Consider the following 24,058-nt stretch of genomic DNA (forward strand, 5'->3'; position numbering starts at 1 on the left):
CAACTTTACGGGGTTGCGGCGCGTCCGCCTGCGCTCATCCGCAACTGATCTTGCGGAGCGCTTCGATGTTGCGGATTTCCAGTTGCCTTCTGCGCACGCTGACCAGGGCTGCATCCTGCATGCGCGCGAAGACCCGGCACACCGTTTCCACCTTCATGCCCAGATGATTGGCGATGTCCTGGCGTGTCATCTTCAGAATGAACTCGCGGGGCGAGTACCCGTTTGCCACCATTCTCTCGGATATGCCTATCAGGAAGTGCGCGACGCGTTCCTCGGTGGTCATGCACCCCAGGGCCATGAGCAGCTCGCGGCCTTCATTGATGTCATGGGAGATCAGCCGGTTGAACTGCTGGGCGGCGATGAAGTCCTGCCGGCAGTTTCCCATCAGTTCGCAGAAGGGCAGGATGCAGACGAGGGAATCCTCCAGGGCGATCGCATCGCTGGTGTGCGTACCGGTCTCGATCGCGTCCAGTCCCAGCACGGCGCCAGCGACGGGAAAGGCGGTGATCTGTTCCAGGCCGGACGGATTGGTGGCCCGGATTTTCACCGACCCGGAGCGCAGCCGGTACAGATTCTGCAAAGGGTCGCCTGCGCGATAGATGGCCTCGCCCTGATGGACCAGCCGGCGGGCGTGGGGCGTGGCCGCAGGCGCCAGGCCTGCGTCTGTGCCGGCGTGGCAGATACGGGCGAGAGGGCAGACTTCGCAATCGCCCATCACCTCGGCGCGTAATGGCAATCGGGTTGCGGAAAACGGCGAGAGGGTATCCATGATGGCGCCTCACTGAGTCGGACTGCCGGAAATCCGCGTGGGGCAGGCGGGCGCATGCCCCGCGGATGTACGGACCCAGTATGCGTGGCCGTGGCGCTTCGCGCTATCGGCGCATCCCGCCAGATTGGCGTGGTGTTTACCTACGGCTGTAGGAATATTCCTACCTGGGTTGACTGCCGCGCCCCAGCGGGGGTTCAGGCGTCCGGGCTGTCCTTGTCGTCGATCAACCGGTGCCGGATTGCATAGCGCACCAGGTCGGCCTGGTTGCGCAGCTGCATCTTGACCAGGATGCGGCATTTATAGGTGCTGATGGTCTTGACGCTCAGGAACAGCAGCCGGGCGATGTCCGAGTTGTTCAGGCCCGAGGCCAGATGCCGGAATACCGACAGTTCACGGTCGGACAGCAACAGGTGGGGCAGGGCGCCTGTATCGCCGTGCCGTTCGAAAGCGATGCTCTCGGCCAGGGACTGGCTCAGGTACCGGCCTCCGCCCGCGACCTTGCGCACCGCTTCCACCAGCTCCTCGGCGGCGCTGTCCTTGGTCAGATATCCTGCTGCTCCCGCCTTGATCGCGCGCACGGCGTACTGCTGTTCCCCATGCATGGTCAGCACCAGTATCGGGATTTTCGGGTACTCATGCCGGATCTGGCGGATCAGGTCCACGCCGTCACGGCCGGGCATGGACATGTCCAGCACCAGCAGGTCCCACGGGCGCTGGGCCATCAGCTTCAAGGCTTCTGATCCGTTGCCGGCCTCGCCTTCCACCGAGATGTCGCCGGCATGTTCCAGCAGGCGTCTTAGTCCCGCGCGCAGCAGCGTGTGGTCATCGGCCAGAATGACGGTGATCACGCGGCCTCCCACCTGGATTCCGGGGGTTGCGCGGGCATCTGCGCATGCAGGCGGAAGCCCCCTTTTTTCCGCGTGTGTATCGTGACCTCGCCGTTGAGCAGCCGGACCCGTTCGCGTATGCCTTGCAGGCCCAGCGACAAGGGCAGTTTCTTGGCCAGGCTTTCCGGGGCGGCGCCCACGCCGTTGTCCTGGACGGTCAGCTCGCACGTCGATTCCGTGCAGCGCAGCCGCAGTTGCACCTTGGTGGCCTGGGCATGCTTGGCGATATTGGTCAGCGCCTCCTGGACCACGCGAAACAGCGTGGTGGCTACAGGCTTGCCGGGCTCGGCCGGCCCGATGTCGATTTGCGCTTCCACGTCGATACCGTATCGGGAAACGAAATTCGCCACCAGCCATTCGACCGCGGCGGCAAGCCCCAGATCGTCCAGCATGACCGGGCGCAGGTCGGAAGCGATGCGCCGCAACGAAGCGAAGGTTTTCTTGATCAGGCGCCGCATGGCGCGCACGCGGGCGCGCATGTCGTTGTCGTCGGGTGCGAAGCCGGCTTCCAGCTGGGACAGTTCCATGGTCAGCGCGGTCAGGGTCTGCCCCAGATCGTCGTGCAACTCCCGGGCAATGTGCTTTTTCTCCTGCTCGCGCACATGCAGCAAGGCGTTCGAAAGACGAGTCAGTTCGTCGCGGGACGCGCGCAGCGCCTGATCGACGCGCTGCCGCTCGGTGATGTCCCGTAGGAAGATGGAGAGAAATACGCCTGCCTCCGTCCTGGTTTGGGAAATGGAGGCTTCCATGGGGAATTCTTCGCCGTTGGACCGCAGGCCCCATAACGGTCCGCCCAGACCCATCTGGCGTTCGGAAATTCCAGTGAGCTTGAATCGGTCGACGTGCCGGGCATGGGCGGTGCGAAACCGCACGGGAATCAGGGTGTCGAGGTTCGCCCCTATGGTGTCGTCCGCAAGGCAAAGGAAGACGCGCTCGGCGGCCGGGTTGAACATCACGATGCGCTGGCGCTCGTCTATCGTGATAATCGGCTCGGTGGCGGATTGGATGATGTCGAGCAGTGGCGGCGCGCTGAACGTGTGCTTCATTGCGGGAACGTGCGAGGAGCCAGCCCTGAGGCGGATAGAAAATTATTGCAGCACACATTCCCGCGCCGCGCTACTGGTGAGAGCGAGGTAATACGAACGCACTAGCCCTTGTAAAAGGGGAGCGATCAATCGACGGCGGGCAATACCGGGTCGTCCCATGCCGCCGGCGCCGCCGCCCGGATTTGCTCCCGGAAGCGGCAAAGGGACGCGTCGCACTCTTCGGCCAGCACGTCGTATTGTTTCAGGAGCAGGATCGAGCGCGGCTTGGACCCGACCAGAGTGGCGATGTCATCCACGGCGCGAAAGCCGCCGAATCCGGACATGACGCAGATGACGGAGTAGGCCTTGATCAAGCGTCCCTGCATTTTCAGGAAGGCCCGCATGGGCGCCGCCAGCGACCGCAGCCAGACCGGCGCAATGAGGATGACGTGGTCGAAGCTATCCAGGGCCGGGCCTTCATAGCGCACGTCCGGGCAGCGTTTGAGCAGGCTGTCGACGATGCAGCGCCAGTCGCCGCTCAGGCCGAATCTGGGGACGGCATCGCGGATCTCATAGGCCGGCCAACCGCTCAGGGAGGCCAGGCGCTCGGCCGTCGCGCGGGCGGTGCCGGTGCGCGAATAAAAGAAGATTCCGATGCGCTCCATGATGCCTCCCTTCGGGTGCTCAGCCTTCCTGGTCCAGCAGCGCGCGCAGGATGTCCCTGCGGCTGACCACGCCGACCAGCTTGCCGCTGCGGGTAACCGGGACGCGTTTGATGCCGCGCTTGAGGATCAGGTCGGCGATCTGGGCCAGTTCCGTGTCTTCTTCCACCGTGATGACCGGGCTGCTCATGACAGAGGCGGCCGTCTGCTCGCCCAGTTGCAGGCTGTGCAGGAACTCCAGGTTCAAGGCCTCGCCTTCGGCGAGCAGGGCCAGCCAGTGGTCCACCTTTTTCTGATGCGTGCTGTCCTGGCGCCTGACCAGGTCGCCTTCGCTGACCAGCCCGATCAATTTTCCATCGTCGCCCAGCACCATCACCGCGCTGATGTTCTTGTCCAGCATCGCGCGCATGATCTGGGAAACCGGCGTTCTCGCCGTGACGCAATAGGGGTCTGGGGTCATAAGATTCCGCGCGCGCATGTTGCTCTCCAGGACGTCAAAGGCGCAACTCGTAGGTCGAGTCCGACGTTTCCATATTGAGCCTGCCGAGCCGGCGCTCCTTGACATTGATCAAGCATGCGCTGCGTCGCGGCGCTATTCCCGGCGCGCGAACCGCGCAAGAAAGAACCGGCGCTTGATCTCATGGACGGCGGCCAGGTAGCAGACGACCAGGGGGGCGAGCATGAGGTAGAAGAGCGGCGGAGGGGATACGAAGGAAAAGAAGCCGGCCAGCGGCCCCAGTGGCAGCCACAGCGCCGCGGCCACGACCAGGAAGCAGGCTGCCGCCAGCGCGCCCTGCGGCCGGCTGCGCAGCGGGTTGTGCCGGGTCCGGATGACAAAGATGACCAGCACCTGCGTGCAAAGCGATTCCACGAACCAGCAGGTCTGGAACTCGGCTTCCGTGGCCTTGAGCACATGCAGCAGCAGATAGAAGGTGATGAAGTCGAAAGCGGAACTTACCGGCCCGATGACGAACATGAACTGGCGGATCAGGCCGATATCCAGGCGGCGCGGGGAGGAGATGTCCTCCGCGTCCACGTTGTCCAGGGGAATGGGCAATTCCGACAGGTCGTACAGCATATTGTTCAGCAGGATCTGCACCGGAAGCATGGGAAGAAAGGGCAGGAACAGCGCCGCGCCGGCCATGCTGAACATATTTCCGAAGTTTGAGCTGGTACCCATCATGATGTACTTGAACACGTTCATGTAGGTGCGGCGGCCCTCCATGACGCCGTCATGCACCACTCCCAGGCTGCGCCTGAGCAGGATGACGCGGGCCGCTTCCCGCGCCACGTCCGTCGCCGACTCCACGGATATCCCGACGTCCGCGGCGTGCAGGGCCGGGGCGTCATTGATTCCATCGCCCATGTAGCCGACCGTGTGGCCGAGCTGCTTGCAGGCCAGCACCACGCGCTCCTTCTGCGCCGGCGTCATGCGGCAGAAGAGCGTGGTCTTCTCTACCAGGCCGCGCAGGGTCGCCGTGTCCATGGCGGCAAGTTCCGTCCCGGTCAGGACGCCCTCGACGGGCAGCTGCAGTTGCGCGCAGACATGGCGGGTCACGAGTTCGCTGTCGCCCGAAATGACCTTGACCTGCACGCCGCGCGCGCGCAGCGCCTTCAGCGCGGACGCGGCGCCGCGTTTCGGCGGATCCGCGAACGCGGCGTAGCCGTGCAGCACCATGTCCGAGGCATCGTCGTTGTCCACCGAGGTCCCGGCGGCCGGCATCGCTTTTGACGCGATCGCGAGCACGCGGAATCCATTGCTTTCCATGTCGTGCAGGGTCTGTCCGGCCGTTTGCCGGACGGCCTCGGTCAAGGGCGCGGGCGCGGCGTCGCCGCCGGGCGCATAGGCCGAGCAAAGGCGCAGCACGTCCTGCGGAGCGCCCTTGACGATCAGACGGACGCCGGGCGGCCCTTGCACCAGCGTTCCCGCCCAGCGCCGGTCAAAGTCGAACGGCAGCTGGGCCAGCAGGGTCCAAGCGTCCAGGGGCGCGCCGCTGGCGGACAGCACCGCCTCGTCCAGGGCGTTCTTGGCGCCCGCCAGGTAACGGCTGTTCACCTGCAACAGGGCAGCCGCGCTTGCGCTGGGCCTGCCCTCCACATCCACGGTCCGGTCCAGGCGTATCCGCGCTTCGGTGAGCGTCCCGGTCTTGTCCGTGCAGAACACATCCATGGTGCCCAGGTTCTGGATGACCGGAAGCTGCTTGACGATGACGTGCTTGCGAGCCAGTCTGATCGCCCCTCTGGCCAGGGTCACCGACACCACCATGGGCAGCAGTTCCGGCGTCAATCCCACGGCCAGGGCGATGGCGAAAAGAAAGGACTCCAGCCATGGCCGATGGAACAGAGCGTTGATCAGCAGGACGAACAGGACCAGGAACACCGTCAGGCGCAGGATCAGGTAGCCGAAGCGCTGTATGTCCAGGTCGAACGTCGTCGGCTTTGCGCGCCTGGAGATGTCGGCGCCGATCCTGCCCAGTTCGCTTTGCGCGCCGGTGAGCACCGCGATGGCTGTCGCGCTGCCGCTGTGGATGGCCGTGCCGGCCAGGACAGCGCGCGGCGCATCGATAGCCTGATCCGTCCCGATATCGGTGGCGGCGGCGCTTTTCTCCACGGGGAAGGACTCGCCGGTCAGCAAGGCCTGATTGACCTGCAGATGGCGGCTGGAAACCAGCCAGGCATCCGCTGCGATGATGTCCCCGGCCTCGAGCGCGAGCAGATCGCCCGGAACCACCGCCGTGGCGGGAATGCGAATGCTGCGGCCGTCCCGCAGCACGGTGGCCTTTTGCGCGACGGATTGCTGGAGCTTCAACTCGGCCTGGGCGCTGCGCCTTTCCTGGTAGGCGTCGAGCGTGACGCTCACCAGCACGATGCCCGCGATTATCAGGGCGTTGCCGAGTTCTCCCAGGGACGCCGAGACGGCGCCGGCGATCAGGAGGATGAGAACCAGCGGGCTTGCGAATCGGCGCAGAAGAAATACGGCGCCCTCCCGCAGGCGGGCAAGCCGCGGCTTGGGCGGCGCCAATGCCTGCCGGCGGGATGCCTCCTGGGAGTCGAGGCCTAGGCTGGTGCAGCCCAGGCGCGCGTAGAGCGCCTGCTCGTCCTCGTTCCACCAGGGATAGACGTCAGGCCGTTCATCCATCGGACCTCCGCGCGGTCACGCGGTGCCGGCGGGGGCTCGCACCAGCAGGACGGGCACGGGGGCTCCCCGCAGGATTCCTTCCGCGCTGCTGCCCAGAACCATGCGGCGCACGCCCCGGCGGCCGTGCGTGCCGATGACGATCAGATCGGCCTTCCAGCTTTCCGCCTCCGCGATCACGCGCTGCTGCACGGTCTTGTCCAGGTTTTCATAGAGCACGCCTTCCACGATGATGCCTTGCTCCCGGACCGCAGCCATGCCTTTTTCAAGGATCTCGGCGCCGCTTTTCCGGAGCAGATCCAGCAACTCGCCGGCATAGTAGCCATAGGAGTCCACAGCCAGGGCGAACGACAGCTCATCGATTACATGAATCAGGCGCAGGCTGCCATGAGTGAGCTGGGCCAGGCGTATCGCTTCGTTCAGACCCAGGTCCGAGGTGGCGCTGCCATCGATGGGTACCAATATGCGTTGATACATGACTGTCTCCGGAAGAGGGGATGCGCAAAGTATCGGCCTTTGGAAGCGGCGGATCTTGACCGGAGTCAAGTCACTTTGCGACAGCGCGCCCAGGGGCGGACCAGTCCGGCCGGTCCTCGCGTTTGGTGTCCACGATGATCAGGTAGCGCCCGGCGCCAGGGACCGGGGTTCTGTCGCGCAGCAGTACCCAGGGACGAGAGATCAGGTCCGCCGCAAGCTCATAGTCGGCGTCCAGCAGGCCATAGCTGTCCAGCAGGCGGTTGAGGGTGGCCGGTATGCGGATGCAGCCTTTGGACTGCGGCGTTCCCAGCTTGGGTTCGAGCAGGACCGGGTCCGTCGCGTGCATTTGCAGGCGCATCGTGCTGGCGCCGCTATTGCCCCATCCCCGGTTTGCCTGCTGCCAGCCGAAATCGTAGATCCGCATGCCTTTCGCGCCGTAGCCCAGTATCCCGTTCGCGTTCTTCGTGCCCAGGGCGCGGAAGTCGGGGTTCGCCAAGGAGTGCGCGAACACGCCGGTGGGCGTCTCGAAATGGTCGAACTGGCCGACTTTTCCGGTCGAGACGGAGGAGGCGCCCACATAGACGGGCGGACCGGCGGCGGGCAGCCAATAGAGCAGCACGGCCTGGACCCTGGCGTTCCTGTCGACCAGCAGGACATACTGCGAGCCAAGCAGACCGACGCCGGCATCGGCCAGGGCCTGCAGCGCCAGGCCGCCATAGCGCGCCTGGTCGCTGGCGGACACCTGGAGCGCGGGCATGACTTCCAGGCGAAAGGCGCGGGCCACGTCCTCGGGCGTGGGCTGGGCCGACACCTGGGATGCCGCGGCCGCGCACAGGAGCGTGGCCGCGGCGGTGCGTACCGCGCGGGCGGCAAGTCCGGATGCGCCGGGAATCATCGTGCAGTCTTGCAGTGCAGCCATTTTTGCGTCCTTAGCGGCTGGCCCAGCGGGCGTAGTCCCCGGGCGACCAGCCACACCGTTGCCGCCACGAGCCAGGCGGCGGCCCAGCCTCTGACGTCCAACGGGCCGAATTCGAACAGACGGCGCAGGGCTGGCCATTCCAAAGTCAACACAAGCAGGGCCAGCGTTGACGCTATCGCCAGTCGGGTCGCTCCGTCCCACATGCCAGTATGGTGCCGGTGGGGCGCGCGGTTGTTGATCATCAAGGCCAGATTGCCCAGCACCAGGGCGCAGAAGGCGGTGGCTCGGGCGCTATCCGCAGGCGATTGCATTTGTTGCAGCCCGCCATAGAGCAGCCCCACCGCTGCCAGCAGCGCCAGTCCTTGGGCAAAGCCGAGCAGGAACGTCCTCAATGAAAAGAGCGGCTTCGCCACGGGCAGAGGAGGGCGGCGCATGAGGTCCGGCTCTCCCGCGACCGATTCGAACGCCAACCCGCACAGGGGACCGATCACTATCTCCAGGAATGCCACGTGGGCTGGGCGCAGCAGTTCCGGCCAGCCGAACAGCAGGGGCAGAATCACCAGTCCCGCTATCGGGACATGCGCCGCGACGATATAGACGATCGCCTTGGACAGGTTGTCGAACAATCGCCGGCTTTGCCGGATCGCGTTCAAGATGTCGGAGAAATCATCGCGGGTAAGGATCAGGTCTGCGGCCTCCCGCGCGACATCGGTGCCGCGCCCGCCCATGGCGATGCCGACATGCGCCGCGCGTAGGGCGGGCGCGTCGTTGACGCCGTCGCCGGTCATTGCGACGATGGCCCCCTGCTGTTTCAGGAGCTGGACCAGGCGCAGCTTTTGCTCAGGCTTCACACGCGCGTAAACGCTTACGCGCTTGACCAGTTCGGACAGGCGTTCGTCGCTTTCCCGCTCCAGGACATCGCCTTCGGCCACGAGATCGGCCGGTATGCCTGCCTGGCGGGCGATGGCCCTGGCGGTCGCCGGGTGGTCGCCCGTCAGCATGAGCACGCGCACGCCCGCGTCATCGCAAGCGGCGACCGAACGGCTCACGCCTTCCTTCAGCGGGTTTTCCAGCCCGACCAGACCGGCAAACTGCAGAGGTATATCTTCCGGATTATCGGGTAGCGGCGAAGCCGGCCAGCGTGCGCTGGCTGCCGCCAGGACCCGCAGGCCTTCCCCGGCCATGCGCCGGACCTCGGCCTCCAGTTCCGCCTGGCGGTCCGGCGTCAGCCGGCAAAGCTTGAACACCGCTTCCGGCGCGCCTTTGCACGCGATCCGGATGAAGTTCTCCGGCGCGGCCGTCCAGGCGTGGACGACCGCCAGTCGCGCGGAAGAGAACGGATAGGCTTTTGTCAGCTTGAGGGAGCTTGGCGCGGGCGGACGGACGGCAAGTTCCGCAGCGAAGCTGCGGAAGGCGTCCTCCATCGCGTCCCCGGAATCGGGCACGCTCGCCAACGCCAGCGTTTCAGCCAGATTCCAGACCTCGGGTGCTGGGTTGGCGCCGGTTGCGCCCACGAGATCGGATGTGTCCAGGCTCGTGGATCCGACATGCAGCTGGCGCACGGCCATCGTGGTCGTTGTCATGGTGCCCGTCTTGTCGGCGCACAACACAGTCGTCTTGCCCAGGGTTTCGACCACGCTCAGCTTCCGGACGAGTACGCCGTCGCCCGCTATGCGCTTGGCTTCCATCGCGGAGAAGATCGTCACGATGACCGGGAAATCCTGCGGGAGCAGGCTCATCGCCAGCGCGATGCCTGCCAACAACCCTTCGAACCATCCTCCCCGCATGTGGACATACAAGGCCCACGTGGCCAGGGAAAGGATGAAGCCCACCCACATGAACCGCAGGATGAAATGGCGGGTCTGCGATTCCAGGGGCGCGCGTTCAGGCGTCAGCTGCCGCATGGCCTGACCCAACGCTCCCAATCTGGTGTCGTCCCCGACGGCATCCACGCGCATGACGCCCGTTCCCGACAGCACCAACGCCCCGCAGAGCATTTCGGCGCCGCTTCCGGGCGTGGCCTGTATGCGCTTGAATACCGGCTGGAACTCTCCGGTGAGTGCGGACTCGTCGACCAGCAGGCCTTCGCCGTCGATGAGCTGACCATCCGCCGGGACGCGGTTCCCTTCCGCCAGCAGCACAGAGTCGCCGCGTGCAAGTTCCGCCGATGCGACCCAGTACCGCTTGCCGTTGCGCAGCGCAAGGGCGCGAGGCGCCGCCAGGCGTCCCAACGCTTCCAATGCGTGCGCCGTACGCAGGGACTGCCCGACCGTCAGCGCGAAAATGACCAGCACGAAGAGGAGCAACAAGGCGGCTTCATGCCAGGCTCCCAGAATCGCATAAAGCCCTCCCCCCGCAAGCAGCAGGGCGAACATTGGATCCTTGATCAGGTCCAGGCTGATCGAGATCAGCGTGCGCTGATGATCCGGCGGGGCCATGGCTCATTGGCCTAATTGACCAGCACCACCGGGATGTGAACCGTGTGCAGCACCTTCAAGGTGGTCGAACCCAGCAACAGGCTGCCGGCCGCGCCCAGTCCGCGCGAACCCATGACGATATGGTCGCATCCCTGCTCGGTGGCATAGGCCTTGATGGACTCGGCGACGTTGCCGATCCGTGTCGCCCTTTGATAGAGGATTCCTGACCGGTCCAGCAGGACCTCCGACTCCGCCAGGGCCATCTTCGATTCGTCGTCGTAGTACTCCTGGATCGCCTCCGGCTCAAAAAAGGCCAATACCGCTCCCGAAACAATGGGCATTTGCACGTTCAGCAGGTGTATGGAGCAAGGGCCGTGTTCGCGCACATGGTCGACCATATAGCGCACGGCGCGCAGGGAGTTGCCCGATCCATCCACGGGAATAAGTACGTTTTTCACGGCGCCTCCGATAGAAGTTGATGCCCGGGCCGCATGGCCCCGCATTTATTGCCATCATCGCGCGCATCCCGCAGTTGAAATTGACGCCGGTCAAGTTGTCGCCCGATTGCTTCAACGCAGCCGGCGAGGCTTGCGCATGGGCGGAACTCTTGTCCCCGTTTTCTGGATGACAAAGGTCAACTTGGGCGCCGCACGCTGGAGCAACATGGAAAGGCGGGTGTACCTGAGCCCGCCTCTCATCATCATGGAAAGGAGATAACCATGTCGCGATTGACGCAATACAGCCCATTCATGAGTGAACCGTTGTCGGACGTATTCCAGGCGTTCCTGCGGCCGATTCGACAGAACCTGGATGAACAGACTCCACGGATGGATATCGACGTCACCGAGGCGGGCGACAAGTATGTCCTGAAGGCGGAGGTTCCCGGGATAGACAAGAAGGACATTTCGGTGGAGATCGATGGAAACACCGTGATGATCTCGGCCAACAAGGAAAAGAGCAGCGAAACGAAAGAGGCGGGGAACGTCGTCCGCCAGGAGCGCTTCTGGGGGCGGATCCAACGCTCGGTATCGCTGGCCAGCCCGATAGACCAGGCGGCGGCCAAGGCGGTCTGCGAGAACGGCGTGCTGATCCTGACCCTGCCCAAGGCGGCTGGAAGCCGGAACAAGACGCTGCAGATCGAATGAAGCGCATTTCGCCCGGCAAGTCCTTTCGCTTTCCGTAGAGGTAATCATGTATCGCCGAATTGCCGTTCATCTAGACCATGGATTCGATTGTTCTCGCCGGGTCGAATTCTCCCTGCAACTCGCCCGCGCCAATGACGCTCATCTGACCGGGATATTTGCCAGCTACATCTCGCCCGGCTATTTCTACGATGAGGCAGGCCTGTGGGTCCGTTCCATGGACATGGCCAAGCAGATAAACGAGAAAGGGCGCACGGCTGTCGAGCTGACGTTCAGTCAGGCCGCACGCGAGAGCGGCGTGGCGGCTTCATGGCGGCAGGGCGAGGACGCGCCTGCGGAATGTGTCGTCACCCATGCCCGCTGTTCCGATGTCCTGGTCATCAGTCAGGAGAATCGAAACGACGTGGACGCGGCTGTCGGCAATTACTTCGTGGAGCAGGTCTTGATGTCCGCGGGGCGGCCCGTCATCGTGTTGCCCTCGGCCGGCAAGTTCAATGGGGCGGGCGCCCGGGTGCTGTATTGCTGGAACCGTAGCCGGGAGGCCGCTCGTGCGATCGCCGACGCGGCTCCGCTTCTGCGCAATGCGAACGCCCTGGCCGTTCTGACGACGGACGACCTGGATGCCAGCGGGGGCGCGCAAGTGCCGTTCGAAGACCTGGCGGCGTACTGCGCCTGCCATGGCTTTCCTTTGCCGGAACACCAATCCCGCAGCACGAACGAGATAGACGTGGGTGACGTCATCCTGAGCACAGCCGCCGATTTCAACGCGGATCTGATCGTCATGGGCGCGTATGGACACAGCCGCATGCGCCAATGGGTGATGGGTGGCGCCACGCGTTCGCTGCTCGCCGCCATGACGGTTCCGGTCCTGTTCTCCCACTGAGGCTTGCGGGGAACGCATATGCGCTCCCCGGCAGCGGCCAGGAAGCGAGCGGCGCCGGGCTAGATTCCGTTCTCCTGGAGATCGCGGCGCCGGCGCGTTCTGACGATCGTTCCGTCGGGAAGCTGGTAGGTTCCGGATCCGATCTGGTCGACCAATTGCCCGTCGGGCAGGCAGCAGTAAAAGAACGTGTTCGCAGGCGCTTCCTGCGGCCGCAGCTGACTGCGTCGTTCGATTCTGTAGGTGGTTCCGTCCGCGGCAACGGCGATGACGGCGATGGCGTTTCGGGAGCGGGGTGGCGTGATCACGGGTTCTCCTTGGAACGAGTGGGGCTTCCTGGCAGAGGCGATGATGGGAAGGCCAGGATCGCGTTGCCGTGAGTGCTGCAGGCCGCCAATGACGGGGCGGGGATATGAGTGCCGCCCTGCTGGGGCCATGGCCAGTGGCACAGCGTCAAGATACATGCCCCATGCGCGGAAAAATTGACCTCGGTCAAGTTTCCCCCGGTTCCGTCTTTTAAGCTGAAAGCACGTCTCGCGGTCCGATGGCGACAGGGGCGTACCCTCGCGCGCGCCGAAAATTGAACCATCCCCGTTTCAGAGCAGGAGATAAGCCATGACCTCCATGATGAAAGCAGTCGTGTTTGCCGGGAAGGATCACATCGAAATACGGGAAAAGCGCATTCCGGACGTCGGCCCGAACGACGCGCTGCTGAAGATCACGACCACGACCATTTGCGGCACCGATATCCATATCGTCAAGGGCGAGTATCCCGTAAAGCCTGGCCTGACCATCGGCCACGAACCGGTAGGCGTCATCGAGAAACTGGGAAGCGCCGTGACGGGCTACGCCGAGGGCCAGCGCGTGATCGCCGGCGCAATCTGTCCGAACTTCAATTCATACGCCGCCCAGGACGGCGCCCCTTCCCAGGACGGCAGCTATCTGGTGGCCAGCGGCATGTGCGGATGCCACGGATACCGCGCCACCGCGGGATGGCGGTTCGGCAACATGATCGATGGCGCCCAGGCCGAGTACCTGCTGGTTCCCGACGCGCAGGCCAACCTGGCGCCGGTGCCGGACAGCTTGAGCGACGAGCAGGTGCTGATGTGCCCGGACATCATGTCCACCGGATTCAAAGGCGCCGAGAACGCCAACATCCGCATAGGCGACACGGTGGCCGTGTTCGCGCAAGGCCCGATAGGACTTTGCGCGGCCGCAGGCGCCCGGCTGCTGGGGGCGACCACTGTCATCGGCGTGGACGGCAATGCGCAGCGCCTGGAAATATCGCGCTCGTGGGGCGCGGACATCGTCCTGAACTTCCATGACTGCGACGTCGTGGAGGAAATCTTGCGGCTGACGGGCGGAAAAGGGGTGGATTCCGCCATTGAAGCGTTGGGACAGCAGAGCACCTTTGAATCCGCCTTGCGCGTATTGAAGCCGGGAGGAACGCTGTCCAGCCTGGGCGTTTATTCCAGCGACCTGAAGATTCCGGTGTCCGCGTTCGCGGCTGGACTGGGCGACCACAGGATCAACACCGCGCTCTGCCCCGGCGGAAAGGAGCGTATGCGCCGCCTCATGAGCGTTCTGGAATCAGGCCGCCTGGACCTCGCAAAAATGGTCACGCACCGCTATACCCTCGACCAGATTGCGGACGCCTACGATCTCTTCGCAAACCAGCGCGATAACGTGTTGAAGGTCGCCATCCAGCCTTCTTGAATGCTCTTCGTTCCCGGCCCGGGTACGGACGCCGCGGGATAACGGCATGCCGGCCCGGAATGCAGCAGTCTGCGGCGTAGGTGCTCTGATGAATATTTCCTTCAAGAACCGGCGGGAGGCCGGGGTGTTGCTGGCGCGCCTGCTGATGCGGTACGCAGGCCGTCCAGACGTGATCGTGCTGGCGTTGCCACGGGGCGGCGTGCCGGTGGGGTTCCAGGTCGCCGCGGCGCTGGACGCGCCGCTTGATGTCGTGATGGTGCGCAAGATCGGAATGCCCGGGTATCCCGAGTATGCGATCGGCGCGATAAGCGGCGATCAGACTCTGTTTCAATCCGAGGCTATCGAGGCTTACGGCATCTCGCCGGGCGCGATAGAGCCTATCGTTCTGCGCGAGCGCAAGGAAATCGAGCGCCGTGAAGCCTTGTATCGCGCGGGGAGGCCGCCGCCGCAGTTGCAGGGCAAGATCGCCATACTGGTCGATGACGGCCTTGCGACCGGCTCGACCATGCGCGTGGCCCTGCGGTCCATACGCAAGGCGGGACCGGCAAGAATCGTGGTCGCGGTGCCGGTCGCCGCTGCCGAGACCCGGCAGCAGCTTGCGGACGAGGCGGATGAAATGATCTGCATCGGCACGCCGGTTCCGTTCTATGGCGTGGGGCAATGGTACGAGGACTTCGAGCAGACCGAGGATGACGAGGTCATACGTCTGCTGCGGGAAGCGGAGCGTAGCCACCCGCTTTCCGCATGGACCGCGGCTTCTGCGCCGCATCGCGGCTGATGCCCGTTCGGGCCCAAGGCAGACAGACCATGGAAACGACAAGCAATGCTTGCTCGAGAAGATCGGCGACGCACATGCCACGGCGTGTCGCCGACAGGTTCGGCCAGTATGTTGACGATTGTCAATGTTCATCATACAGACCGATATACGCTGGCTCTGATCATCCTTTCAGCGCCGAAGCCGTTGGGGATACCAACCACATGGAGACCGATCATGAAGATGCGCGAGCTGGCCTTATACGCATTGTTTGCCTCATTGCTTCCCGCCTTGGCGGGCGCCGCGGCCCCCAAGGAGCAACCCGCTGCTGCGCCGCAGGCTGCGCAACCCACCGAGAACATCGAACAATTTGACAAGAAGGCGGCCGAAGCCAGGGAAAATCTGGAGAAGATGCAGCAGCAAATGAACCAGATCCAAAAGACCAGCGACCCGGCCGAGCGTCAGAAGCTGCTTCGAGAGCATCAGGCGTTGATGCAGCAGACCATGGGCATGATGGGTCAGATGTGGAACGGCGGCGCGATGGGGTGTTGCGCGGCGGATGGCGGCGGGCGCCACCATCAGGGAGGTCCAATGATGGGATGGGGCGCCATGCGGGGGAATTACTCGAATCAGAGTCCCGAACAGATCAGGGAGCGCCAGTACATGAGGGACCAGTACATGGGTATGCAGCAGCGGATGATGGAACAGATGATGCAGCAGCAACTCAACGGCGGCGCCCCGAACCGGTGAACATGGATCGCCGCCGGCAGCATGGCTGCCGGCGGCCTTTCATAAGGAAGCCAACTACTTTCCGTTGAACTGCGGTCCCAGCGCAATCCGCTCCTCGCACCCTTGCTCATGACACTCTTGCACGTATTGCGCGATCGTCCGGATGATCATCATCAGATCCTTCAGATTGGCTTGCGCGGTAGACAGCCCGATGTTGAGATTCTGATACTCGCGCGGATTCAAGAAATCGGCTTCACACCCTGCCGTCAGAGCATCGGCCGCGTCGGCGATCGCCTGGAAATCTTCAAAGCTCGACAGCTCGCCATCGCTGTAATCCGCCAGGAGGTAGCGAAATTCACTGACGACCAGTCCGCCGATGACCAGGCGTCTGCCGCGGTCCAGTCCCATCCTGTGCTGCCGGCGCCATTCTCCCATATGGCGATTGACCTTCGCTTCCGAGATTTTCACAACTGCTTGGGAGATGCATTCCATTCCTGTGCTTCCTGAATCATTTGATGAAGCCCCTGCGTCATTCGCGCATGCGTGATGGGGATGCCGCAAAGGCCGGCTTCTGTGGGTGAACTGGCGTGTTTTGCCGGCGCGCACGCAGGCGTGCGGGCCATGGCGGCTGGCCTAAGTGCATACCCTTGGGCATGCAAGCCCTACTTGGCTAGGCGATATACTGGAGCCGCGATTGCTGCGGCATCTGTCGGATGCGGACGCAATTCGCGCGTGACGGCGAAAGCGGCCTGAAAAATCATGGTCGTTTTCGAGAAGGATGAATCGAAGAGGGACACGTGCTTTCCTTTGTCGGTCCATCCGAATGTAGGACACCCATGCCCTAGCAAGAAGGTGCAAGAGTTTTTTAAATTAGTGGGACATGGCTATGGTGGCTCAATACCTGACGCCCAGCCGAGGGAAAGGCGACTCGGTTTATTTACAGCTGTATCGGCGTTATCGCGAGGCGATCGCCAGCGGCAAGCTCAAGCCGGGAGATCGTGTCCCGTCGGTGCGCAGCCTGGCCAGTGAATTGAACCTGGCGCGAGGCACTGTCGAATCTGCATATGGAATGTTGACCAGCGAAGGCTACTTCGTTGCGCGCGGTGCGGCAGGCACTATCGTGTCTCCCAGGCTGAGGAATTTGCGGGATCCGGGCAAGGCGAAAGTCGTGGCAAACCCTGAGCGCGAGTCCTTGCGTTCGCCGCACGCGTCGCTCGGCGTGGCCTTGCCATTTCAACTAGGTCTTCCCGCATTGGATGCTTTTCCGCGCAAGGTGTGGGCGCGGTTGGCGGGGCGCAACGTGCGTACCTTGGAGACGGCGGCGATGACCGCCCCCGATCCGGCTGGGTACATGCCTTTGCGGGATGCCATTGCCACTTATCTGGGTATCTCGCGCGGCATCACCTGTTCGCCTCAGCAGGTATTCGTGACTACGGGGTACCGCGGGGCGCTGGAACTGGTGTGCCGCACGTTGTTGCGCGCAGGGGACCAGGGCTGGTTTGAGGATCCGGGTTACATCAACGCTCGTTGGTGCCTGGAGTGCGCCGGCATGCGTCTGACACCGGTTCCGGTCGACGAAGAAGGTCTGGATGTCGGCGCAGGCGAGCGGCGAGCGCCGCTGGCGCGTTTCGCGGTGGTCACGCCCACCCATCAAAGTCCGACCAGCGTAGCGCTGTCGCTGCCGCGGCGGCTGGAACTGTTGGATTGGGCCAGGCGCAACCGGGCGTGGATCATTGAAGACGACTACGACAGCGAATTCCGCTACCACGGCCGGCCGTTGCCAGCATTGAAATGCCTCGATCGCGACGAGCGGGTACTCTACAGCGGCACGTTCAGCAAGGTCCTGTTTCCAGGCTTGCGCCTCGCGTATCTTGTCGTGCCGGCCTCCCAGGTCGGCAAGTTTCAGGACATGGCATACAACCTGTCGGGTTCGGGCTCCATCTTGCGTCAAGCCATGGTCGCGGACTTCATCGAGCAAGGCCATTTTGCCCGGCATCTGCGCAAGATGCGCACCTTATACGGCAAAAGGCACGGTTATTTGGTCGATGCGCTGGTCCAGACATACGGCGACCGCGTGCAGGTACAGCCGCAAGTGGGCGGCATGCACGTTCTCGCTCGTCTCAAACACCCGCAAGACGACAAGGCGCTGGCCGCCGCCGCGCATGCTCAGGGGTTTCCTGTTCACGCATTGAGCAACTGGCGGATGCGCAAGGGAAAAGACAGTGGCCTGTTGATGGGGTTTGCCAATTTCGCCACGCCCGAAGAGGCGTTGGCATCGGTGCGGCGGCTGAAGGCCGCGCTGCAGGATCTGGATGATTGATCTGCGGCTGGCGAGCATGTCCCATTGATTTCGCCAGTTCTTGCACCTTTCTTCCCTCCGGCGAATGGTCCATGATCGCAAGCATGTCTTCTATTCGTAGCACAATGCGCGCCGCATGGATCGATCAACGTGGCCCTGCGGAGCAAATTCGCATTGAGCCGATCCGTGTGCCAGAACCTGGTCCCACGGACGTACTCGTACAAGTGAAGTACGCGGCGGTAAACCCGATCGACACATTCGTGAGATCTGGCCAATACATGACGCCGCTGCCGTTCCCGTTCGTGGTCGGCAGGGATCTGGTGGGAACCGTCGCGGCGGTGGGCTCCAGCGCAAGTACCTTCAAGATTGGCGACGCCGTCTGGTCCAACAGCCTGGGGCATGCCGGCCGGCAAGGCTGTACATCCGAGTATGCGGTAGTGGCGGCCGACCGTCTCTACCCTCTGCCGGACGACGTGAAGCCTGAAGTTGCCGTCGGGTCGTTCCACCCCGCGGCCTCAGCCTATTTGGCGATCATCAAGCATGGGCAGGCCCAGGCAGGCGAGACCGTCTACATCGCGGGCGGCGCTGGCCATGTGGGAAGCGCAGCGATCGTCACCGCCGCGCGTGCCGGCGCGCGAGTCATCACCTCTGCGGCGGCGGCCGATCAGGCCTATTGCCGCAGGCTGGGCGCGGACGTGGTGCTCGACTATAGCGATGAGCATCTCGTGGACGAAATCCGTGCCGCGGCGCCTGAGGGCATCCATGTCCATCTCGACACATCGGGCCGCCATGACCTCCACAAGGCGGTTGGCCTGATCGCCCATGGTGGACGAGTGGTCCTGATGGCCGGGTTGAAGGCTCGTCCGGAACTCCCGGTCGGGGCGCTGTACACCCGTGATGCGCGCCTGGTCGGATTTGCGATCAGCAACGCCAGTAGCGCAGACCTGCAAATGGCGGCCAACCATGTCAATCAACTGCTGACAGAAGGCACGCTGAAACCGCGCAACCTGGAAATACTGCAACTGTCCGAAGTTGCAGAGGCGCATCGCCGCCTCGAGAGCGGGGCGGAAAGAGGGGTGCGCCTGATCATGAAACCGTAGCCCTGCCCATGTCCGACGGGGATTGGGTGGGCAAGGCGATGACATGCGGCGCCGTTCGTCTCATTTCCTGACGAGAGTAATCCTCGCCAGCCTCTTTCCGTCGTTGCTCGCCTGAATCGCCTGCACGCCTCTGGCGTTCCGCATTGAGGGGGCAGCGGTAGGCCGTCGCCTTTGGAGCAGGCGAAATCAGTGGAATATATGGAGTGGATTTTTGCAGGGCGGAATGTTTGGCGGAATCGGAATCAGGCTTTTGTTTGGCGTCACGGTCCATGCGTAGCCGCGGATTTTCGCTGAGTGAAGCATGGCGAGCGATACGAACCCAGTGGCGCTTGTTCTTGTTGGTTTCATCGATCGCGCTCATCGCGGTGACGTGCCTGCTGTTGTATGTGCACGGCTCCGAGCTGACGGAAAGCGTCGCGCTCATAGTCGGCGGCACGGTAATGGGAATGCTCGGCATTGCCTACATGGTCTATAGGCGCTGACTGCTCCCTGCGGCCCCGCAATCCTTCGCTTCGCCGGACCGCGTTCCGTATAGCGGTCCTTCACGAGCGGTGCAGCTCGACGATCTGGACGAGAACATCTGACATCGCGATCCCGCTGCATCGAGCGCCGCGATCAGGATGTCCCCAATAGCAACGAGGTCCCTGTTACGTTGCGTTCATCTCCTTCTCCTTTTCCTTCTTCTCCTTTTTTTCTCCATCGTAATGGGACTTGATGGCGAGAAACATGCCTGTTCCCAACACGAGGAGCTTGAACGTACCGAAGATTACAGGGACCCAAAAATTCATCATTTCCTCAAAACGCTGCTTCAGCAGCTTCATTTACTACTCGTGGGCCGGGCAAAGACAAACGAGCGATAGCCGCGAGGGCCACGAAGCGCATCAGCCCGATTCCGACGAGTGTGAGATCGGGCTGCCGGATTTCACCTTGCGCTGTGGGGTTGGGGAACACGGACTCTCCGCGTCCCGGCAAGCTCAGCGCGGCGGGCGCCATGTTCCCGATGCACGGCCGGATTCTACCGCCAGGCCTCATGCAAATCGTTGAACTGTTCGATTTGTACTGCGATTCTGGCTTGCGCAAGCTGCAAACAGGTCTTGGGTGCGACCTCTTGTCGCAGGCTAAGGCTCTCGGTGTTGTCAAATCTCCACGCCGATACGTGAACTTCAACGAAAAGGGAGAACCCCGTTTCCGCAGCTCAGGGTTTGAGTGGCAGGAATAACGTTCGCCTTTTTGACGGCGCCGTCCGATCCATGCGGCATGTCGGCCGGCGACTTGCTAGCCCTAGACTATGGCCGTTCTCGGCCATGATCGGTCATCAATAGAATTCAACCAAGCGGCCGCTTCAGGCTGATAACAGTCATCAGCACTCACCCCGTAGAGCTATTGGTCGCCAGTTAGGCCGCTCAGCATCGACGATCTCGAGAGAGGTCGGCCGCAATGGTGGACCAGGGAAGTACCGAGCGTACGATGCTGAAAAGCAGTTCCTCAAGCGTGGTCTGCGACCGAAGCCTTACCTGCTGTCCCGTGAACCGCAGCTGCGCAGTACCGTGATACGCCTGTTGGAGGCTGACTGGTCACCAGAACAAATTTCAGGATGGCTGAAGCGTCATTCTCCTGACGGAAAGATCATGTGTGTTTCGCGCGAAGCAGTCTATCGATCGCTGTTTGTTCAAGCCCGCGGCGTACTACGTGAAGAACTAGATTCCGCCGACCCCCGCCAAGCGCTGGCGAGCCGGGGTGTGCCGGCTTGACCCCAGGTGGCTACCCAAAGCCGCTATCGGGCATCCTCGGGGGAGGGGCGCCGGCCTTGGGAAGGTGCCGCGCTGGGCGCCCTGGACATGGGGATATAGCCCGGCCGAGCAGATGACTTCGCATAGTTCGCGCATGGCGTCGAAGTGGAAGGCGTGGTGCCGCCCGCCAGCCCGGGGGGGCGCGGCATCAGCGCGCGGACGCTGCCGTGGGAGGGGGCTCGAAGGCCCGGATCGGCGGCAACGGCCCGTCATGGAGCTCGATCTGCACCGTCGTCAATTGGCCGCTGCAACCTTGCGCCAGCGACGAGGTGCCGGCGTCGCGCGTCAGGATGTTGGGATTGCCGTGGCCGCATAGCGTCACCTCGCCGCGCTCGTCCCGCACCGGGTCGTACCAGGCGCCGGTGGGCAGTTGCGCCACGCCGGGCATGATGCGGTCGCTGAGCGTGGCGCTGGCCAGGCAGGCGCCGCGGTCGTTGAACAGCCGCACGATGTCGCCTTCGCCGATGCCGCGGGCCGCGGCGTCGCGGGGATGCAGCGTGCACACTTCTCGCCCCTGACGCTTTTGCGACGCGCTGTGAGCGCCGAAATCCAGCTGGCTGTGCAGGCGGGTGGCGGGCTGGTTGGCGACCAGGAACAGCGGATGCGCCGGCGTCGGCGCGTCCTGTGGCGTCAGCCAGGCAGGATGGCCGGGGCAATCGGGGTAGCCGAAGCCGGCCACGGTCGGCGAGCTGATCTGGACTTTGCCGCTGGGCGTGGGCAGCGGCTTGCCGGCGGGATCGTCGCGGAACGCGCGCAGGATGCCGCCGTCGTCGTCCTGCTGCGGCAGGGTCAACTCGCCGCGCGTCCAGAACTGGTCGAAGTCCGGCGCCTCCAGGCCTTTTTCCTCGAGGGCCGCGCGGGTTCTTTCATACAGGTGGCGCAGCCATTCGCCGCTGCTGCGGCCTTCGGTGAAGGCCTCGCGCGTGCCCAGCCGTTCGGCCAGGTCGGCGAAGATGTCGTAGTCGTCGCGCGCCAGGCCGTTGGGGGCGGCGATGCGGTGCATGGCCACCAGCAGCGGATCGGTGGGCGCGCCGCCGATGTCCTCGCGTTCCAGCGTCATCGTGCAGGGCAGCACGATGTCGGCGTGACGCGCGGTGGCGGTCCAGCCGATCTCGTGGACCACGAAGGTGTCGAGCGTGGCGAAGGCGCGCGACAGGCGCTTGAGGTCCTGGTGATGGTGGAACGGGTTGCCGCCCGCCCAATAGGCCAGGCGGATGTGCGGGTAGTCCATGCGCTTGCCGTTGTAGTCGAACGGCTTGCCAGGTTGCAGCAGCATGTCGGCGATGCGCGCCACGGGGATGAACGCCTTGACGCCGTTCACGCCCTGCGGCAACGACGCCACCGGCACCGCGTTGCTGCGCTTGCCGTAGTGCGCCAGCGTGCCGAGCGCGTAGGCGTAGCCGCCGCCCGGCAATCCCAGCTGCCCCAGCGCCGCGGCCAGCACCGCGCCCATCCAGACCGGCTGTTCGCCATGTTCGGCGCGTTGCAGCGAATGCGCCACGGTCACCAGCACGCGCTTGCCCGGCAGCAACCGCGCGATCCGCGCGATGTCCGCGGCCGGCACGCCGCAGATCGGCGCGGCCCAGGCCGGATCCTTGGCCTGGCCGTCCGCGCGGCCCATCAGGTAGTCCTCGAAGCCATCCCAGCCTTCGCAGAAGTCGCGCAGGAATGGCTGGTCATGCCAGCCATTGGCCACCAGCTCATGCACCAGCGCCAGCATCAGCGCCACGTCGGTGCCGGGTACGGCGCGCACCCACTGCGCCGCCGCGTCCGCCGGCAGGTCGGAGGCCAGCGGACTGATGTTCAGGAAGCGGCAGCCGCGTCGCGCGGCCTGGCGCATCGAGTCGCGCTCGATGTGCCGGCTGATGCCGCCGCTGGCCACGCGCGAGTTCTTCAGCGCCATGCCGCCGAAGGCCAGCACCACGTCGGTGTGCGCCACGATCTGTTCCCAGGTGACGTTGCGGCGAGCCACGTCGTCCATGCTGCCCAGGATGTGCGGCAGGATCACGGCCGAGGCGCCCGCGCTGTAGCTGTTGACCGAGCGCACGTAGCCGCCCAGCGCCGTGTTCAGAAAGCGGTGCACCTGGCTCTGCGCGTGATGGAAGCGGCCGGCGCTGGACCAGCCATACGAACCGCCGAACACCGCTTGCGGGCCGTGCTGGTCGCGCACCCGGCGCAGTTCGGCGGCCAGCAGGTCCAGCGCGTCGTCCCAGCCGAGCGGCACGTAATCGTCGCTTCCCCGGCGCGCGTCCGGACCCGGCCCGCGTTCCAGCCAGCCGCGCCGCACCATCGGCGTGGTGACGCGCGCCGGATGGTCGAGCGCGTTGGTGAAGTTCTGGATCAGCGGGTTGGGGTCGGGATCGCCCGGATGCGGCCGGACGTCGAGCGCGCCGTCTTTCCAGGCGGCCGAGAACACGCCCCAGTGCGCGCTATGGGACAGGCGGCCGCTGTCGGGACGGGGAGGGTGGGAAGAGGCGTCGATCATGGGCGGATCAGGGGTTGGCGCCCGTGGCGACGGGCGCGTCGGGTTGCGCGCTCCATTCGCTCCACGAGCCGGGGTAGAGGGCCGCGCCGGACAGGCCCGCGATTTCCATGGCCAATAGATTGTGGCACGCGGTGACGCCGGAACCGCATTGGCACACCACAGCGTCCGGCGCCAGGCCATCGAGCTGCGCCAGGAAGGCCTGGCGTAGCGCGGCGGGGGGCAGGAAGCGCCCGTCGGCGCCGAGGTTGTCGCGAAAGAACCGGTTGCGGGCGCCGGGGATGTGTCCGCCCACCGCGTCCAGGGTCTCGTTCTCGCCCCGGTAGCGGTCGGGGGCGCGCGCGTCCAGCACCCGGCGCGCGTCGGCGGCCAGCGCCTGGCGCAGCTGGAGGTAGTCCAGCGTGGCTTGGCGGCCCTCGCCGACGACCAGGGCTCCCGCCGGGCGCGGCGCCGGCGCATCGGTCGTGAACGGCTGGCCCGCGGCCTTCCAGGCGCCTGCGCCGCCATCGAGCACCGCCACGGCCTCGTGGCCGATCCAGCGCAGCAGCCACCACAGGCGCGCCGCGTACATGCCGCCGGCATTGTCGTAGGCGACCACCTGGGTGTCCGCGTTCACGCCCAGCGCCGCCAGGGCCCGCGCCAGCGCGGCGCGGTCGGGCAGCGGGTGGCGGCCGTTGCGGCCGGTCTTGGGGCCGCTGAGGGTGTCTTCCAGATGCACGTGGAACGCGCCCGGCAGGTGGCCGGCATCGTAGTGGCGGCGGCCCGCCTGCGGATCCGTCAGCTCGAAGCCGCAGTCCAGCACCACGATGTCGCGGTGTTGCGGGTCTTGCAGGGCGCGGGCCAGTTCGTCCGCGCTGATCAGGGTGGTGTACAT

24 protein-coding genes are annotated in these 24,058 nt (G+C 64.5%); 8 read left to right on the plus strand and 16 right to left on the minus strand.

Annotation, left to right across the window (positions count from 1 at the left end):
* Positions 1–34: 34 nt before the first annotated feature.
* From IAG39_RS08685 to IAG39_RS08730, 10 genes are all read right to left on the minus strand, one after another.
* Positions 35–769: a helix-turn-helix domain-containing protein gene (locus IAG39_RS08685; protein ID WP_223283457.1), complete on the minus strand. Its 735-nt coding sequence runs from the start codon at positions 767–769 to the stop codon at positions 35–37.
* Positions 770–963: 194 nt separating this feature from the next.
* Positions 964–1,617 carry a response regulator transcription factor gene (locus IAG39_RS08690; RefSeq protein ID WP_059371796.1) on the minus strand — a complete coding sequence of 218 codons (654 nt, stop codon included), beginning with the start codon at positions 1,615–1,617 and terminating at the stop codon, positions 964–966.
* Positions 1,614–2,702 (minus strand): PAS domain-containing sensor histidine kinase, encoded by a 1,089-nt coding sequence (locus tag IAG39_RS08695; RefSeq protein ID WP_118933812.1) that lies wholly within the window; start codon positions 2,700–2,702, stop codon positions 1,614–1,616. Before IAG39_RS08695 ends, IAG39_RS08690 begins: the two co-directional genes overlap by 4 nt.
* Before the next feature lie 125 nt (positions 2,703–2,827).
* On the minus strand, positions 2,828–3,346 hold the full coding sequence (locus tag IAG39_RS08700; protein ID WP_059371798.1) for a flavodoxin family protein: 519 nt from the start codon (positions 3,344–3,346) through the stop codon (positions 2,828–2,830).
* Positions 3,347–3,365: 19 nt separating this feature from the next.
* On the minus strand, positions 3,366–3,803 hold the full coding sequence (locus tag IAG39_RS08705; protein ID WP_240633388.1) for a CBS domain-containing protein: 438 nt from the start codon (positions 3,801–3,803) through the stop codon (positions 3,366–3,368).
* A 132-nt stretch (positions 3,804–3,935) separates the two neighbouring features.
* Positions 3,936–6,482, minus strand: a complete 2,547-nt coding sequence (gene mgtA, locus IAG39_RS08710) for a magnesium-translocating P-type ATPase (protein WP_118933813.1) — start codon at positions 6,480–6,482, stop codon at positions 3,936–3,938.
* 15 nt (positions 6,483–6,497) lie between these two features.
* Positions 6,498–6,956, minus strand: a complete 459-nt coding sequence (locus tag IAG39_RS08715; protein ID WP_059371800.1) for a universal stress protein — start codon at positions 6,954–6,956, stop codon at positions 6,498–6,500.
* A gap of 70 nt (positions 6,957–7,026) precedes the next feature.
* Positions 7,027–7,875, minus strand: coding sequence for a L,D-transpeptidase (locus tag IAG39_RS08720; protein ID WP_223283458.1), 849 nt, complete (start codon positions 7,873–7,875; stop codon positions 7,027–7,029).
* Entirely contained in the window at positions 7,848–10,313 is a 2,466-nt protein-coding gene (locus IAG39_RS08725; RefSeq protein WP_118933814.1) for a cation-translocating P-type ATPase, read from the minus strand. Before IAG39_RS08725 ends, IAG39_RS08720 begins: the two co-directional genes overlap by 28 nt.
* An 11-nt stretch (positions 10,314–10,324) precedes the next feature.
* Positions 10,325–10,750 (minus strand): universal stress protein, encoded by a 426-nt coding sequence (locus IAG39_RS08730; RefSeq protein ID WP_165867915.1) that lies wholly within the window; start codon positions 10,748–10,750, stop codon positions 10,325–10,327.
* Positions 10,751–11,011: 261 nt separating this feature from the next.
* On the opposite strand from IAG39_RS08730, the gene IAG39_RS08735 reads away from it, so the two are divergent.
* Positions 11,012–11,437, plus strand: a complete 426-nt coding sequence (locus tag IAG39_RS08735; protein ID WP_059371804.1) for an Hsp20/alpha crystallin family protein — start codon at positions 11,012–11,014, stop codon at positions 11,435–11,437.
* 46 nt (positions 11,438–11,483) lie between these two features.
* Entirely contained in the window at positions 11,484–12,317 is an 834-nt protein-coding gene (locus tag IAG39_RS08740; protein ID WP_118933816.1) for a universal stress protein, read from the plus strand.
* Between the two features lie 59 nt (positions 12,318–12,376).
* Here IAG39_RS08740 and IAG39_RS08745 read toward each other — a convergent pair whose 3' ends face one another.
* Entirely contained in the window at positions 12,377–12,622 is a 246-nt protein-coding gene (locus IAG39_RS08745) for a hypothetical protein (RefSeq protein ID WP_118933817.1), read from the minus strand.
* A 307-nt stretch (positions 12,623–12,929) separates the two neighbouring features.
* Between IAG39_RS08745 and IAG39_RS08750 the strand changes: the two genes are divergently transcribed.
* The 3 genes from IAG39_RS08750 (at position 12,930) to IAG39_RS08760 (ending at position 15,534) form a co-directional block, all read left to right on the plus strand.
* Complete coding sequence (locus IAG39_RS08750) at positions 12,930–14,030, plus strand: NAD(P)-dependent alcohol dehydrogenase (protein WP_118933818.1); 1,101 nt, start codon at positions 12,930–12,932, stop codon at positions 14,028–14,030.
* An 88-nt stretch (positions 14,031–14,118) separates the two neighbouring features.
* Positions 14,119–14,808: a phosphoribosyltransferase gene (locus IAG39_RS08755; RefSeq protein ID WP_118933819.1), complete on the plus strand. Its 690-nt coding sequence runs from the start codon at positions 14,119–14,121 to the stop codon at positions 14,806–14,808.
* A 213-nt stretch (positions 14,809–15,021) separates the two neighbouring features.
* Entirely contained in the window at positions 15,022–15,534 is a 513-nt protein-coding gene (locus tag IAG39_RS08760; protein ID WP_118933820.1) for a hypothetical protein, read from the plus strand.
* 54 nt (positions 15,535–15,588) lie between these two features.
* On the opposite strand, the gene IAG39_RS08765 is transcribed toward IAG39_RS08760, so the two are convergent.
* Entirely contained in the window at positions 15,589–16,005 is a 417-nt protein-coding gene (locus IAG39_RS08765) for a hypothetical protein (RefSeq protein ID WP_118933821.1), read from the minus strand.
* A 394-nt stretch (positions 16,006–16,399) separates the two neighbouring features.
* Here IAG39_RS08765 and IAG39_RS08770 point away from each other — a divergent pair, with 394 nt between their 5' ends.
* Together IAG39_RS08770 and IAG39_RS08775 are read left to right on the plus strand one after the other, a co-directional pair.
* Positions 16,400–17,833 carry a PLP-dependent aminotransferase family protein gene (locus tag IAG39_RS08770; protein WP_118933830.1) on the plus strand — a complete coding sequence of 478 codons (1,434 nt, stop codon included), beginning with the start codon at positions 16,400–16,402 and terminating at the stop codon, positions 17,831–17,833.
* Between the two features lie 71 nt (positions 17,834–17,904).
* Positions 17,905–18,912, plus strand: a complete 1,008-nt coding sequence (locus tag IAG39_RS08775; protein WP_205736609.1) for an NADPH:quinone reductase — start codon at positions 17,905–17,907, stop codon at positions 18,910–18,912.
* Here the strand turns inward: IAG39_RS08775 and IAG39_RS08780 are convergent.
* Both IAG39_RS08780 and IAG39_RS08785 read right to left on the minus strand, forming a co-directional pair.
* A complete protein-coding gene (locus tag IAG39_RS08780; RefSeq protein WP_124260387.1) occupies positions 18,899–19,273 on the minus strand; it encodes a hypothetical protein in 375 nt (124 codons plus the stop codon). The genes IAG39_RS08775 and IAG39_RS08780 overlap by 14 nt on opposite strands.
* Positions 19,274–19,559: 286 nt before the next feature.
* The gene (locus IAG39_RS08785; protein WP_165867916.1) at positions 19,560–19,733 is read right to left on the minus strand and encodes a hypothetical protein; all 174 of its coding nucleotides are present in this window, start codon (positions 19,731–19,733) and stop codon (positions 19,560–19,562) included.
* Positions 19,734–20,294: 561 nt separating this feature from the next.
* Between IAG39_RS08785 and IAG39_RS31740 the strand changes: the two genes are divergently transcribed.
* Entirely contained in the window at positions 20,295–20,663 is a 369-nt protein-coding gene (locus IAG39_RS31740) for a helix-turn-helix domain-containing protein (RefSeq protein WP_205736610.1), read from the plus strand.
* A gap of 187 nt (positions 20,664–20,850) precedes the next feature.
* Here the strand turns inward: IAG39_RS31740 and IAG39_RS08795 are convergent, their stop codons facing one another.
* Both IAG39_RS08795 and IAG39_RS08800 read right to left on the minus strand, forming a co-directional pair.
* The gene (locus IAG39_RS08795; protein ID WP_118933823.1) at positions 20,851–23,187 is read right to left on the minus strand and encodes a molybdopterin guanine dinucleotide-containing S/N-oxide reductase; all 2,337 of its coding nucleotides are present in this window, start codon (positions 23,185–23,187) and stop codon (positions 20,851–20,853) included.
* Between the two features lie 7 nt (positions 23,188–23,194).
* On the minus strand, positions 23,195–24,058 hold the full coding sequence (locus IAG39_RS08800; protein ID WP_118933824.1) for a sulfurtransferase: 864 nt from the start codon (positions 24,056–24,058) through the stop codon (positions 23,195–23,197).

The sequence above is a fragment of the Achromobacter xylosoxidans genome (assembly GCF_014490035.1).
In the GTDB taxonomy this organism is placed as follows: domain Bacteria; phylum Pseudomonadota; class Gammaproteobacteria; order Burkholderiales; family Burkholderiaceae_B; genus Achromobacter; species Achromobacter bronchisepticus_A.

Bases quoted from the DNA above. Each gene is read 5' to 3' on its own strand.
- IAG39_RS08775 (WP_205736609.1), top strand. From the start codon at position 17,905: ATGATCGCAAGCATGTCTTCTATTCGTAGCACAATGCGCGCCGCATGG.
- mgtA (WP_118933813.1), bottom strand. From the start codon at position 6,482: ATGGATGAACGGCCTGACGTCTATCCCTGGTGGAACGAGGACGAGCAG.
- IAG39_RS08720 (WP_223283458.1), bottom strand. From the start codon at position 7,875: ATGGCTGCACTGCAAGACTGCACGATGATTCCCGGCGCATCCGGACTT.
- IAG39_RS08755 (WP_118933819.1), top strand. From the start codon at position 14,119: ATGAATATTTCCTTCAAGAACCGGCGGGAGGCCGGGGTGTTGCTGGCG.
- IAG39_RS08705 (WP_240633388.1), bottom strand. From the start codon at position 3,803: ATGACCCCAGACCCCTATTGCGTCACGGCGAGAACGCCGGTTTCCCAG.
- IAG39_RS08750 (WP_118933818.1), top strand. From the start codon at position 12,930: ATGACCTCCATGATGAAAGCAGTCGTGTTTGCCGGGAAGGATCACATC.
- IAG39_RS08715 (WP_059371800.1), bottom strand. From the start codon at position 6,956: ATGTATCAACGCATATTGGTACCCATCGATGGCAGCGCCACCTCGGAC.
- IAG39_RS08780 (WP_124260387.1), bottom strand. From the start codon at position 19,273: ATGAGCGCGATCGATGAAACCAACAAGAACAAGCGCCACTGGGTTCGT.
- IAG39_RS08740 (WP_118933816.1), top strand. From the start codon at position 11,484: ATGTATCGCCGAATTGCCGTTCATCTAGACCATGGATTCGATTGTTCT.
- IAG39_RS08795 (WP_118933823.1), bottom strand. From the start codon at position 23,187: ATGATCGACGCCTCTTCCCACCCTCCCCGTCCCGACAGCGGCCGCCTG.
- IAG39_RS08785 (WP_165867916.1), bottom strand. From the start codon at position 19,733: ATGAAGCTGCTGAAGCAGCGTTTTGAGGAAATGATGAATTTTTGGGTC.
- IAG39_RS08725 (WP_118933814.1), bottom strand. From the start codon at position 10,313: ATGGCCCCGCCGGATCATCAGCGCACGCTGATCTCGATCAGCCTGGAC.
- IAG39_RS08770 (WP_118933830.1), top strand. From the start codon at position 16,400: ATGGTGGCTCAATACCTGACGCCCAGCCGAGGGAAAGGCGACTCGGTT.
- IAG39_RS08765 (WP_118933821.1), bottom strand. From the start codon at position 16,005: ATGGAATGCATCTCCCAAGCAGTTGTGAAAATCTCGGAAGCGAAGGTC.
- IAG39_RS08735 (WP_059371804.1), top strand. From the start codon at position 11,012: ATGTCGCGATTGACGCAATACAGCCCATTCATGAGTGAACCGTTGTCG.
- IAG39_RS08685 (WP_223283457.1), bottom strand. From the start codon at position 769: ATGGATACCCTCTCGCCGTTTTCCGCAACCCGATTGCCATTACGCGCC.
- IAG39_RS08800 (WP_118933824.1), bottom strand. From the start codon at position 24,058: ATGTACACCACCCTGATCAGCGCGGACGAACTGGCCCGCGCCCTGCAA.
- IAG39_RS08700 (WP_059371798.1), bottom strand. From the start codon at position 3,346: ATGGAGCGCATCGGAATCTTCTTTTATTCGCGCACCGGCACCGCCCGC.
- IAG39_RS08695 (WP_118933812.1), bottom strand. From the start codon at position 2,702: ATGAAGCACACGTTCAGCGCGCCGCCACTGCTCGACATCATCCAATCC.
- IAG39_RS08760 (WP_118933820.1), top strand. From the start codon at position 15,022: ATGAAGATGCGCGAGCTGGCCTTATACGCATTGTTTGCCTCATTGCTT.